The 12,254-nt window shown below is 48.4% G+C and carries 10 protein-coding genes and 1 pseudogene; 10 read left to right on the top strand and 1 reads right to left on the bottom strand.

The genetic code is table 11. The features are described 5' to 3' along the window. Positions 1-56: 56 nt before the first annotated feature. Positions 57-263: a hypothetical protein gene (locus ACRJJO_RS13795; RefSeq protein ID WP_341325566.1), complete on the bottom strand. Its 207-nt coding sequence runs from the start codon at positions 261-263 to the stop codon at positions 57-59. 416 nt (positions 264-679) lie between these two features. Between ACRJJO_RS13795 and gyrA the strand changes: the two genes are divergently transcribed. The 10 genes and pseudogenes from gyrA (at position 680) to ACRJJO_RS13845 (ending at position 12,013) form a co-directional block, all read left to right on the top strand. Further along, on the top strand, positions 680-3,301 hold the full coding sequence (gene gyrA, locus ACRJJO_RS13800; RefSeq protein ID WP_431066274.1) for a DNA gyrase subunit A: 2,622 nt from the start codon (positions 680-682) through the stop codon (positions 3,299-3,301). Then, entirely contained in the window at positions 3,301-4,383 is a 1,083-nt protein-coding gene (gene serC, locus ACRJJO_RS13805; RefSeq protein ID WP_431066275.1) for a 3-phosphoserine/phosphohydroxythreonine transaminase, read from the top strand. The genes gyrA and serC overlap by 1 nt, the downstream gene beginning before the upstream one ends. A 10-nt stretch (positions 4,384-4,393) precedes the next feature. Continuing rightward, positions 4,394-5,479 (top strand): prephenate dehydratase, encoded by a 1,086-nt coding sequence (gene pheA, locus ACRJJO_RS13810; protein WP_431066276.1) that lies wholly within the window; start codon positions 4,394-4,396, stop codon positions 5,477-5,479. A 97-nt stretch (positions 5,480-5,576) separates the two neighbouring features. Continuing rightward, a complete protein-coding gene (gene hisC, locus ACRJJO_RS13815) occupies positions 5,577-6,689 on the top strand; it encodes a histidinol-phosphate transaminase (protein ID WP_431066277.1) in 1,113 nt (370 codons plus the stop codon). Beyond that, on the top strand, positions 6,682-7,557 hold the full coding sequence (locus tag ACRJJO_RS13820) for a prephenate dehydrogenase (RefSeq protein ID WP_431066278.1): 876 nt from the start codon (positions 6,682-6,684) through the stop codon (positions 7,555-7,557). Before hisC ends, ACRJJO_RS13820 begins: the two co-directional genes overlap by 8 nt. Position 7,558: 1 nt before the next feature. Then, positions 7,559-8,878 (top strand): 3-phosphoshikimate 1-carboxyvinyltransferase, encoded by a 1,320-nt coding sequence (gene aroA / locus ACRJJO_RS13825; RefSeq protein ID WP_431066279.1) that lies wholly within the window; start codon positions 7,559-7,561, stop codon positions 8,876-8,878. Beyond that, complete coding sequence (gene cmk, locus ACRJJO_RS13830) at positions 8,878-9,534, top strand: (d)CMP kinase (RefSeq protein ID WP_431066280.1); 657 nt, start codon at positions 8,878-8,880, stop codon at positions 9,532-9,534. Before aroA ends, cmk begins: the two co-directional genes overlap by 1 nt. Before the next feature lie 100 nt (positions 9,535-9,634). Then, positions 9,635-11,302, top strand: a pseudogene (gene rpsA, locus ACRJJO_RS13835) (30S ribosomal protein S1); the annotation flags it as partial. A gap of 71 nt (positions 11,303-11,373) precedes the next feature. Further along, on the top strand, positions 11,374-11,679 hold the full coding sequence (locus tag ACRJJO_RS13840; RefSeq protein WP_014148946.1) for an integration host factor subunit beta: 306 nt from the start codon (positions 11,374-11,376) through the stop codon (positions 11,677-11,679). A gap of 88 nt (positions 11,680-11,767) precedes the next feature. Next, positions 11,768-12,013: a lipopolysaccharide assembly protein LapA domain-containing protein gene (locus tag ACRJJO_RS13845; protein WP_014148945.1), complete on the top strand. Its 246-nt coding sequence runs from the start codon at positions 11,768-11,770 to the stop codon at positions 12,011-12,013. Positions 12,014-12,254 lie beyond the last annotated feature (241 nt).

A 12,254-nucleotide genomic window follows, 5' to 3' on the forward strand; every position in this document is an offset into this window, starting at 1 on the left:
CTAAGAAATCCAGAAAACCGATTTTAGCGTTCTTCGTTTCCTGTTTTTGGTTGCAATTAAACCAAAACGGTTTTCACATATTGCTTTGTGAATGTCCTTAGCGGCTCTCTGTGTTGTAAATATTGTCTGAATAAGCTGTTGATCGCAAGCGGTGTCAGATAGGCATAAACGCCAACTCCGGTTTGCGCAATAAATTCAGCGCTTAGCATTTCGATGAATGCGGACTGTGCTTGGCTTGTGATTTCTATAGTTTGATTTTCCATTGTCTTCACCTCTGATCAATGTTGTTTCATAATAAATGAAGCAATATCAAGGCCTATCTAATCAAAATAAGTATTTTCAATGATTTAGTAATATGTTGTTAAAAGCATATTAAACTTTTGTAAAAAAAAGTGACATAGATGGCAGGTCTATGATGCTTTTGTGTCAAAAATGGCGTTTGTGTTGTTGGTCGAGGCTGCGTTTTGCAGCTCTTGCGCTAGCCCCATTTGAGAAGCTTTGATAAAGTCGTAAGCTCTTCGACTCTCGTTCGACATTTTGTTATAATCACCCGGTTTTGGTATCTCGCGTAATTCCATTGGATGTAAGGATTTTTTATAAGTCTTTTCGGAATTATCTCATTGAAGGAAACCGCTTGCCGATTTAGGTAACGGGCTTTATTTTTGTAAAAAACGGATCAATGTCGGACTTCGCTAAAGAAATTATTCCTGTCAATCTCGAAGACGAGATGAGGCAGTCCTATCTCGACTATGCAATGAGCGTGATAGTCGGTCGAGCACTACCCGATGTGCGGGACGGCTTGAAGCCGGTACATCGCCGCGTTCTCTATGCAATGAGCGAACTCGGCAATGATTGGAACAAAGCTTATAAAAAATCAGCGCGTGTAGTCGGTGACGTTATCGGTAAATATCACCCTCATGGCGATACCGCGGTTTACGACACGATCGTTAGGATGGCGCAGCCTTTTTCACTGCGTTACATGCTGATTGACGGGCAAGGCAATTTCGGGTCGGTCGACGGTGATTCTCCGGCGGCGATGAGGTACACCGAAGTTCGCATGGCCAAGATTGCGCATGAATTATTGGCCGATATCGATAAAGAAACCGTCGATTTCATAGCGAATTACGACGAATCCGAATCCGAACCCAAAGTCTTGCCAACTCGGGTGCCGACGCTTCTAATCAACGGGTCGTCCGGTATCGCGGTCGGCATGGCAACCAATATCCCCCCGCATAACCTAACCGAAGTCGTCAGTGCCTGTCTTGCACAAATCGAGAATCCCGAAATTACGATTAGCGAGTTGATGCAATTTATTCCGGGGCCCGATTTTCCGACGGCGGCAACGATCAATGGAGCGGCCGGGATTCGTAGCGCCTATGCCACGGGTCGAGGCAAGGTCTATTTACGCGCTCGCTGTCATTTCGAGGAAATCGGCGAGAGCGGCCGTTATGCGATCATTACGACCGAGTTGCCGTATCAGGTCAATAAGGCCAGGCTGTTGGAAAAAATTGCCGAAATGGTCAAGGAAGCCAAGCTGGAGGGGATCTCCGGTCTGCGCGACGAATCCGACAAGGATGGTATGCGTATGGTTATCGAGCTTCGGCGCGGCGAAGTTCCCGAAGTGATACTGAATAATCTGTACAAGCAAACGCAAATGCAGACGGTATTCGGTATCAATATGGTTGCGCTTTTAGGCGGCCGTCCTCATTGCATGAATCTAAAAGAGATTCTCACGGCCTTTATCGATCACCGCCGGGAAATCGTTACGCGCAGAACGGTTTATAATTTACGCAAGGCGCGGGATAGGGCTCATATATTGGAAGGCTTGGCGATCGCTTTGGCCAATATTGACGAAATGATCGCATTGATTAAATCGGCTAAAGATTCGGCGGAAGCGAAGGCCGGACTCTTGTCCAGGACTTGGGAAGCCGGCTTGGTCAATGCCTTGCTCGATCGTGCCGATGCCGACCGGTCTAGGCCCGAAGATTTAACGCCCGAATTCGGCTTGGTCGATGGGTACTACCGATTATCCGAAACGCAAGCAAGCGCGATTTTAGATTTGCGCTTGCATCGTCTGACCGGTCTCGAACAGGAAAAAATCGTCAATGAATATAGAGACTTGCTTAAACTCATCGACGAGTACCTGGAAATTCTAGGTAGCGATGTTCGGTTGATGGAGGTTATCAAGGAAGAGCTTGAAGCGATTAAAGCGGAATACGGCGACGAACGGCGTACCGAGATTTTGCAGGATCATCTTGATCTGACCGACGAGGATTTGATTACCGAGGAAGATATGGTCGTGACCGTATCGCACGAAGGTTATGTCAAAGCACAGCCGCTTGACGACTATAAGGCGCAACGGCGAGGCGGTCGCGGCAAATCGGCGACGGCAACGAAAGAAACCGACTTTATCGACAAATTGATCGTTGCGAATACGCACGATACGATTCTCTGTTTCTCGTCGCTAGGTAAGGTCTATTGGCTCAAGGTTTATCAATTGCCGGTCGCGAGTCGCGCCTCGCGAGGCAAGCCTTTCGTCAATTTACTGCCGCTGGAAGCCGGGGAAAATATTAACGCCTTGCTGCCGGTAAGAGAATTCAGTGCCGATAAGTTCATCTTTATGGCAACCGCGAACGGCACCGTTAAAAAAACGCCGCTCCCCGAATTCGAGCGTCAGCGCACCAACGGTAAAATCGCGATCGATTTGCGCGAAGAAGATGCTTTGGTCGGTGTGGCCGTGACCGACGGTCAGCAAAATATTTTACTATTCTCGACCGACGGCAAGGCGGTTTGTTTCAACGAAGAGGACGTCCGCTCAATGGGCCGGACTGCGGCGGGTGTGCGCGGCATTAGACTGCAGCCGGGACAAAAAGTCATTTCGCTGATCGTATCGGCTGAAGGCACCGTATTGACGATCACCGAAAACGGCTACGGTAAACGGACTCATTTGAAAGAATTCGTACGCAAAGGCCGAGGCGGGCAGGGCGTGATTTCGATACAAACATCCGAGCGTAACGGTAATGTCGTCGGGGCGGTATTGGTGTCCGAGCGCGATGAAATCATGCTGATTACGAACGGCGGTACCTTGGTTAGGACCCGCGTCGATGAAATATCGATCGTCGGCCGGAATACGCAAGGCGTTACGGTTATTCGTCTCGACAAAAACGAAAAAGTGGTTGGAGTCGATCGAATAGAAGGTTTGGCCGAAGACGAGGACGCAGTAATGGACGCGGAGTCCGAATTAGGTGGGGAAGTCGATAATGAAACAGAGATAGAACAGGACTCGGGAGAACAAGAATAATGGCCAGAATATATAATTTCAGCGCTGGACCATCGGCATTACCCGAGGCGGTGCTTCGGCAGGCGCGCGATGAAATGCTTGAATGGCAGTCTAGCGGCATGTCGGTGATGGAAATGAGTCATCGAGGCAAGCATTTTTCGAATATTGCCGAACAATTGGAAGTCGATTTGCGCGAATTGATGGCGATTCCCGATAATTATAAGGTCTTGTTTCTACAAGGCGGCGCGACCGGGCAATTTTCGTTCATTCCTCTGAATCTATTGCGCGGTAAGACCAAGGCTTGCTATATCAATACCGGGGCTTGGTCCGAGAAAGCGATCAAGGATGGCGGACGGTTCTGCGAGGTCGTCGTCTCGGCTAGTTCGGAGTCGGAAAAATTTACAACGGTTCCTGCTGTTGCCGAGTGGCAAATCGAACCTGATGCGGCGTATTTGCACTACACCTCCAACGAAACGATACATGGCGTTGAATTTCCGTTTATCCCGGATGCGCAAGGATTACCGTTGGTGGCTGATATGTCGTCGAATATTTTGTCGCGCAAAGTCGACGTAAGCCAATTCGGCTTGATCTATGCCGGAACCCAGAAAAATATGGGGCCTGCCGGAGTTACTGTCGTAATCGTGCGCGATGATTTGATCGGTGAGGCCGACTCCCGCTTGCCCGATGTATTCAATTACGCGGTACAGGCCAAGAATCAATCGATGCTGAATACGCCGGCGACTTACAATTGGTATTTGGTCGGTTTGGTGTTGAAATGGCTCAAATCGGCTGGTGGCGTCGAGGCGATAGAAGCCGTCAATATCAGAAAAGCGGCAAGTTTGTACGGCGCAATCGATCGTTCTTCGTTATATAGCAATCCGGTGCAAACCGAATTTCGCTCGCGAATGAACGTGCCTTTCATTTTATCCGATGCATCGCTCGATAAAGAGTTTTTAACCCAAGCCGAAGCCAATGGCTTCGCCGAATTAAAAGGGCATCGTTCCGTAGGCGGTATGCGTGCGAGCATTTATAATGCAATGCCTGAGGAAGGCGTAAAAGCTTTAATTGAATTCATGGCCGAATTCGAAAGAACCCGAGCCTGAGTATCGCAACATGACTTCAATTACTCCTCTTGCCGATTTAAGGGCGCGAATCGATGCGATCGACGAACAGATTCTGCAGTTGATCAATCAACGCGCGTCTTGTGCCATCGAAGTGGCTAAAACCAAGATGGCGGAAGGCGAGTCGGGATGTTTTTACCGGCCGGATAGGGAGTCATTGGTATTAAGACGGGTTAAGGCAATCAATCAAGGTCCGCTTGCCGATGAAACCGCGATGCGTTTTTTTAGAGAGTTGATGTCGGCTTGTTTGGCGCTTGAAAAGCCATTGGATGTCGCATTCTTGGGGCCGGAAGGCACTTTTACACAACAGGCAACGATTAAGCATTTCGGGCATGCGGTCAATGCGGTGCCTGCTACGACGATCGCGGAAATATTCAATGCGGTCGAAAACGAGCATTGTCAGTTCGGAGTAGTACCGGTCGAAAATTCGACAGAAGGAGTGGTCAATCATACCTTGGATCGATTCGTGAGTTCGCCGCTGAAGATTTGCGGCGAGGTTGAGTTACGGGTTCATCATAATCTCATTGGCAATACCGGGAGTCTTGCGGATATCGCGGAAGTTTTTTCGCACCAGCAATCCTTGGCGCAGTGCCGTCAATGGTTGGATCTGCACTTGCCCGATGCGAAACGCACCGCTGTCAACAGTAACGGCGAGGCGGCTCGCTTGGCTGCCGGTTCGAAAGATAAGGCGGCGATAGCCGGAAAATTTGCTGCCGAACTTTACGGGCTCTCGGTCATCGAATGCAACATTGAGGACGAGTCGAATAATACCACTCGATTCATCATTATCGGTCGCCAGATTTCAGGGCCGACCGGTAAGGATAAAACCTCGCTGTTGGTGTCGACCGGCAATCAGCCGGGGGCGCTTTATCGAGTCTTGGAGCCGTTCGCGCATCACGGTATCGGCATGATGCATATTGAGTCGAGGCCGTCGCGTCAAGGTCTGTGGGATTATGTGTTCTTTATTGACATCGAGGGTCATGCCGAGGACGAAAATGTCGCGGCGGCGTTAAAAATGCTGGGCGCCCGAGTCAGTATGTTGAATATATTAGGATCGTACCCGAAGGCGGTTCTATAGAAAATGAAACACGTAAACTGCCTGAACGCCGGAACGTCGAGGCTTCTTGATAATCAGCGTCATCCGTGTGCCGATAACGTTAAAATCATATTTATTAATGAACATCACAGATAATTTTTATTCCTTGGCCACGCCTGGCGTGCAGCGACTTGTACCTTATACGCCCGGTAAACCGATCGAAGAGCTCGAACGCGAATTAGGTCTGAGCGATATCGTTAAATTGGCATCGAATGAAAACCCGCTAGGGCCGAGTCCAATGGCTTTGGCGGCGATTCATGCGAGCTTGCCGGATTTGGCGCGTTACCCCGATGGTAACGGTTTCAAGTTGAAACGCGCGTTAGCCGAAAAATTTAGTGTCGAAATGTCGCAAATTACATTGGGTAACGGTTCAAATGAAATTCTGGAGTTACTGGCCAGAGCTTTTTTAACGCCGGCTCATGAAGTGATTTTTTCTCAGCACGCATTCGCGGTTTATCCGATTGTGACGCAGGCCGTCGGTGCTACCGGAGTCGTTATTCCGGCGCGCGCATACGGCCATGATCTCGATGCGATGTTGGCGGCTGTCAATGATAAAACCCGGCTTGTTTTTATTGCGAATCCGAATAATCCGACCGGCACCCTGTTGGCGTCCGATGAGCTGCGCCGATTTATTGCGGCATTGCCGAGTCATGTGCTTTGCGTCTTGGACGAAGCTTATTACGAATTCATCGACCCGAAAAGTCGTGCCGATTCAATCGCCTGGTTGGTTGACCATCCCAATTTGATCGTGACCCGGACATTTTCCAAGGCCTACGGATTGGCGGGCTTGCGTGTCGGATACAGTTTTTCCAATCCGGGGATTGCCGATTTTCTGAATCGAGTACGCCAGCCCTTCAATAATAATATGCTCGCATTGGCGGCGGCTGAAGCGGCTCTTGCAGATCATGAACATTTGCAACGTACGATAGCGATCAACAACGATGGCATGCAGCAGTTAATCGATGGATTCCGTCAGCTCGGACTGGAATGGATTCCGTCGGCCGGCAATTTTGTATCGGTCGATGTCAAACGCTCGGGAGAGGGTGTTTATCAGGCTTTGTTGCAAAAAGGCGTCATCGTAAGACCGGTCGCGAATTATGAAATGCCCGACTATTTGCGCATTAGTATCGGTACGCCCGCCGAAAATAGCCGTTGTCTCGAGGCGTTACAGGCTGCGCTTGCCGATGTTTAAAAAGCTATGTCTAATTGGCGTCGGGCTGATCGGCGGCTCGATAGCTCGCGCTGCACGCGATCGCGACTTATGTAAGGCCATCGTCGCGTACGGTCGTGAAATAGATATCGATAATCTGCAAGAAGCTCGACGACTGGGTGTCATCGATGAGTATTTTATAAACCTTGAAGCAGCCGTGAAGGATGCCGATTGCGTCATCATTGCGACGCCGGTTGGCGCGATCGAAAAGGTACTTTGCGAGTTGCAGCCTTATTGGTCCGAGCAAGCCGTTTATTCCGATGTCGGCAGTACCAAGGGCAATGTCGTCGATGCCGCTAGGCGAGTATTCGGTTACCTGCCGTGTAATTTTGTTCCGGCCCATCCGATTGCCGGAGCCGAACAAAGCGGTGTAACGGCTTCGGTGAACGGTTTATTCGACGATAAACGACTGATTATCACGCCGGTTGAGCAAACCGATCCCAAGGCTACGGCAACAATGCAGCAGTTTTGGCATCGCTTGGGTGCGATCGTGTCGATCATGGAAGTCGATCATCATGATGCGGTGCTAGCCGCGACTAGTCATTTGCCGCATTTACTGGCTTTTGTGCTGGTCGATCTACTCGGGCGTAAGGACGAGCAAGTCGAAATATTTAAATACGCAGCCGGTGGTTTTAAGGATTTTACGCGCATCGCTTCAAGCGATCCGACCATGTGGTTGGATATTTGTTTGGCCAATAAGCAAAAATTAATACCGCTGATTCAACAGCTAAAGCAAGAACTGGATAAGATGGAGCTGGCTCTCGAAAATGACGATAGTCAGAAGATTTTTCAAACCTTCACATACGCGGGTCAAGCCCGGCAGCGTTTTCTCGATCAATTGACAAATTAAAATGGCTAAAACGATAACTTTTACTGTACAGCCCGGCGGTTCATTAAATGGGCAGGCAAGGGTCCCTGGCGACAAGTCGATTTCTCACCGTTCTATCATGCTCGGTTCCCTGGCCGATGGTGTCACGCATGTCAAAGGCTTTCTCGAAGCCGAAGACGCATTGGCGACGTTGCAGGCATTTAAAGACATGGGTGTCGTTATCGAAGGGCCGAAAAATGGCGAATTGACGATTCATGGGGTCGGCAAACACGGTTTGAAGGCGCCGCAAAAACCATTGTATCTAGGTAACTCGGGTACATCGATGCGCTTACTGTCCGGGTTGTTGGCGGGGCAGGCTTTCGACTCGGTATTGACCGGCGACAAATCCTTGTCCGGGAGGCCGATGAAACGGGTTACCGATCCGTTGGCGCAAATGGGGGCTGTAATTGAAACGACGGAAAAGGGCACGGCGCCGCTGCATATTATAGGGCAAGACGGCAAACTTAAAGGTATCGATTATCAAATGCCAATGGCTAGTGCTCAAGTCAAGTCATGTTTGTTATTGGCAGGAATGTATGCAGAAGGGGCGACCCGCGTTACCGAGCCGGCGCCGACACGCGATCATACCGAACGGATGCTGAACGGTTTTTCGTATCCGGTCGAAAAGGAAGGGGCCAAGGTGACGATTACTGCCGAAGGCAGACTTACGGCGGCCGATATTGATGTACCCAGCGATATTTCTTCGGCGGCGTTTTTTTTGGTCGGAGCATCCATTGCGCCAGGCTCTGATATCGTGCTGAATCATGTGGGTATCAATCCTACCCGTACCGGTGTGATTGATATTCTGCGACTGATGGGTGCCGATATCGAAATATTGAACGAGCGTATCGTCGGTGGAGAACCGGTAGCCGATCTGCATGTTAAATCGGCGCCATTGAAAGGCATCGATATTCCTGAGGAATTGGTTCCGCTTGCGATCGATGAATTTCCGGTGTTGTTTGTCGCTGCGGCTTGCGCCGAAGGACAAACCCGCTTGACAGGCGCCGAAGAGCTCAGAGTCAAAGAATCCGACCGAATTCAAGTCATGGCCGACGGTTTGCAAATTCTCGGCATCGATGCGCAGCCGACGCCGGACGGAATGATCATTCAAGGCGGAAAAATCGGTTCGGGTTCGGTCGAGTCGCATGGCGACCATCGTATCGCGATGGCTTTTTCGATTGCCGGGCTCAGGGCTGGCGGAAAAATCGTCATCAACGATTGCGAAAACGTCAATACATCCTTTCCGGAGTTTATAGAGATCGCTCCGTCTCTGGGTTTAAAATTGCAGTCCGAGCAAGGCTGATGTCGGTTCCAGTATTGACAATCGACGGTCCGTCCGGCGCCGGTAAAGGCACGGTCAGTCGAGCAATTGCGAGAAAACTGGGCTGGCACTATTTAGACAGCGGTTCGATCTATCGATCATTGGCTATTGCTGCCATTGCGGCAGGAGCTGACTTGAGCGACGAGGCGGTCGTTGCGGAAGTTGCCAAAGCGATGGTATTGGAATTCGAATGTGCCGACGAATTAACCGTTAAGCTTGATGGTAAGGATATAACCGGTCAATTGGGTCTTGAAAGTACAGGCAATGCAGCTTCGGTGGTTGCTGCTTTGCCTGAAGTTAGAAAAATTCTGCTGCAAAAACAAAAGGATTTTAGAAAGCCGCCCGGCTTAGTTGCAGACGGTCGGGACATGGGGACCGTCGTATTTCCTGATGCTCAAAATAAGGTGTTTTTAACGGCTAGTGCTGGAGAAAGAGCAATGCGCCGATATAAACAGTTGAAAGAAAAAGGAATTGATGCTAATCTTTCGTCTATTACTCAAGAGATTGAAGAGCGTGATCTCCGCGATCAACAGCGCAAAGCCGCGCCGTTGATGCAGGCTGATGATGCTGTTTTTATCGATTCTTCCGATATGTCCATCGAGGCAGTCATTGAGCAGATAGTAAATTTGATTCGCTGAGTAGTATTTACATACGCCGCAAGCAGTATTAAGCGGCTTTTTTTTTAACCTTGATAACTTACATGAAGCTTGTGCCTATGTACAACAAGCTTGGGAAAGAAGAACAATGAGCGAAAGCTTTGCTGAATTATTTGAAGAAAGTTTAGCCAAGACGGAAATGCGTCCTGGTGCAATGTTAATGGGTACCGTTGTCGATATCGAAAATGAATTCGTGATCGTCAGTACCCAAGCCAAATCAGAGGGTGTGATCCCTAAATGGCAGTTTTTGAATGCCGATGGCGATTTGGAAGTCGAAGTCGGCGATGAAATCGAAGTCGCTCTCGATTTATTTGAAGACGGCCTGGGTGCCACTCTTCTTTCCCGCGATAAAGCCAAGAAAAACAAAGCTTGGATCGAACTGGAACAGGCCTTTGAGAATGAAGAAACCATTACCGGTCGCATTACCGGCAAGGTTCGCGGCGGCTTTACTGTTTCCGTAGGCGCGTTGAGAGCATTCCTGCCAGGCTCATTAGTTGATGTTCGTCCTATTAGGGATACAACTTTTCTAGAAAATCGCGACCTGGAATTCAAGGTTATTAAAATCGACCAAAAACGCAACAATGTCGTATTGTCGCGTCGTGCAGTCGTCGAAAAAGAATACAGCGAAGAAAGAGAAGAACTACTCAAGTCCTTGCATGACGGCGCCGAAGTTACCGGTATCGTCAAAAACTTGACCGATTACGGTGCATTTATCGATCTGGGCGGCATTGATGGTTTGTTGCATATCACCGATATGGCGTGGCGTCGTGTTCGTCATCCTTCCGAGTGTGTCGAAATAGGCCAAGAGGTCAAAGTCAAGGTTCTGAAATTCGATAAAGAGAAAAACCGCGTTTCGTTAGGCATGAAACAATTGGGTGAAGATCCATGGCAAAATATTGCTCGCCGCTACCCGGCCGGTACACGCGTATTCGGTAAAGTCAACAACCTGACCGATTACGGCTGCTTCATCGAAATCGAAGAAGGCGTTGAAGGTTTGGTGCATGTTTCCGAAATGGATTGGACCAACAAAAACGTCAATCCTTCCAAAGTCGTGCAATTGGGCGATGAAGTTGAAGTCATGGTATTGGAAATCGACGAAGAGCGTCGCCGCATTTCGTTGGGTATGAAGCAATGCCAAACTAATCCATGGGATGAGTTTGCCGCGACTCATAACAAAGGCGACAAAATCTCCGGCAAAATCAAATCGATCACCGATTTCGGTATTTTCATCGGATTGGATGGGGGCATTGACGGTTTGGTCCATATGTCCGATATTTCTTGGACCGACGATACTGAAGCAGTCGCTCGCGATTACAAGAAAGGTGATGAGGTAGAAACTGTTATTTTGGCGGTCGACGCCGAGCGTGAACGTATTTCACTGGGTATTAAGCAGCTTGAGCAAGACCCGTTCCAAAACTACTTGGCACTGCATGAAAAAGGCAGCCTGGTTAACGGAACGATTAAAGAAGTCGATGCGAAGGGCGCCGTTATCACATTAGCCGATAATGTTGAAGGTTATCTGCGTGCTTCCGAGATTCAACGAGATCGCGTTGAAGATGCTCGGACTTTACTGAAAGAAGGTGAGCAAATCGAAGCGAAATTTATCGGTGTCGATAAAAAGAGCAAATCGATTTCCTTGTCAATTAAGGCAAAGGATCAGGATGAAGAATCCGAAGCGCTCAAAGACTATACTCAACAGCCTGCGGGTACGCCTACCTTGGGCGATATCTTCAAGCAAATGGAAAAGTAAAGTCATGCAGACGGGTGCGTATTACATTAGTGCGCACCCTTTTGATTTTATTCATTTTCGCAGGATAGAATGTGACAAAATCGGAATTAATAGAAGCACTCGCAAAACATCAACCGCATCTCGCTTTAAAAGATGTCGAGTTGGCGGTCAAATGCATCATCGAACAGATGAGTCAGTCGTTGTCTTCCAATGAAAGAATAGAAATCAGAGGGTTTGGCAGTTTTTCGTTACGTGAGCGCGAAGCTAGAATGGGGCGTAATCCAAAAACCGGCGAATCGGTTGCCTTACCCAAAAAATATGTACCGCACTTTAAGCCTGGTAAGGAGCTTCGAGACAGAGTCGATATGTCTCGTGAAAATTGCAAAATAACGGATTAATTGCCGTTTCGTTAATTTGCTTACCAGTGTTTAATAAAGCAGGCAATGATAGTTACATCCCCCCAGTCAACGTAACAATTGGACAATAATGAAATTTCTTTCGATCGTTATTTTCATCAGTATTTTCATTGTTGCGTTGATCTTTTCCATTCTGAATTTTCATTCAGTTCAAATTAATTTTTATTTCTTTACTATTTCGATGCCGCTCACTTTGGCTTTAACGTTAGAGCTGCTGGCGGGTATTATCATTGGCGTATTGGTTTCCGGTATTAGTTCGTTTAAATGGAAAAGCCAATATGCAAAATTAATGAAGAAAATCGAAAAAGGACAATAGCCCTAATTAGGTTATGCTCATCGCAGATCAAAATTCGGTACCAGGGTGGCCCTTCAAAGGACGCCGTGAATACATCCATGTAAGCTTGACGGCTGCTATTCCTGCCGCCGACACCTGTCAATCGAGCCCCCCAGGATAAACGCATTAAAACACTATAGAAAATCAAATAGTTAAAATATTCTTTTTCTGGTTAACTATAAGATTTAGTTTGTTTGAAACCTAAATAAGGCTTTGTGTCGCT

This window comes from Methylotuvimicrobium sp. (assembly GCF_050611805.1).
In the GTDB taxonomy this organism is placed as follows: Bacteria; Pseudomonadota; Gammaproteobacteria; order Methylococcales; family Methylomonadaceae; genus Methylotuvimicrobium.

What these genes read in the sequence shown, in the direction of transcription:
- ACRJJO_RS13795 (WP_341325566.1), bottom strand. Translation starts at nt 263, where the DNA reads ATGGAAAATCAAACTATAGAAATCACAAGCCAAGCACAGTCCGCATTC.
- gyrA (WP_431066274.1), top strand. Translation starts at nt 680, where the DNA reads ATGTCGGACTTCGCTAAAGAAATTATTCCTGTCAATCTCGAAGACGAG.
- serC (WP_431066275.1), top strand. Translation starts at nt 3,301, where the DNA reads ATGGCCAGAATATATAATTTCAGCGCTGGACCATCGGCATTACCCGAG.
- pheA (WP_431066276.1), top strand. Translation starts at nt 4,394, where the DNA reads ATGACTTCAATTACTCCTCTTGCCGATTTAAGGGCGCGAATCGATGCG.
- hisC (WP_431066277.1), top strand. Translation starts at nt 5,577, where the DNA reads ATGAACATCACAGATAATTTTTATTCCTTGGCCACGCCTGGCGTGCAG.
- ACRJJO_RS13820 (WP_431066278.1), top strand. Translation starts at nt 6,682, where the DNA reads ATGTTTAAAAAGCTATGTCTAATTGGCGTCGGGCTGATCGGCGGCTCG.
- aroA (WP_431066279.1), top strand. Translation starts at nt 7,559, where the DNA reads ATGGCTAAAACGATAACTTTTACTGTACAGCCCGGCGGTTCATTAAAT.
- cmk (WP_431066280.1), top strand. Translation starts at nt 8,878, where the DNA reads ATGTCGGTTCCAGTATTGACAATCGACGGTCCGTCCGGCGCCGGTAAA.
- ACRJJO_RS13845 (WP_014148945.1), top strand. Translation starts at nt 11,768, where the DNA reads ATGAAATTTCTTTCGATCGTTATTTTCATCAGTATTTTCATTGTTGCG.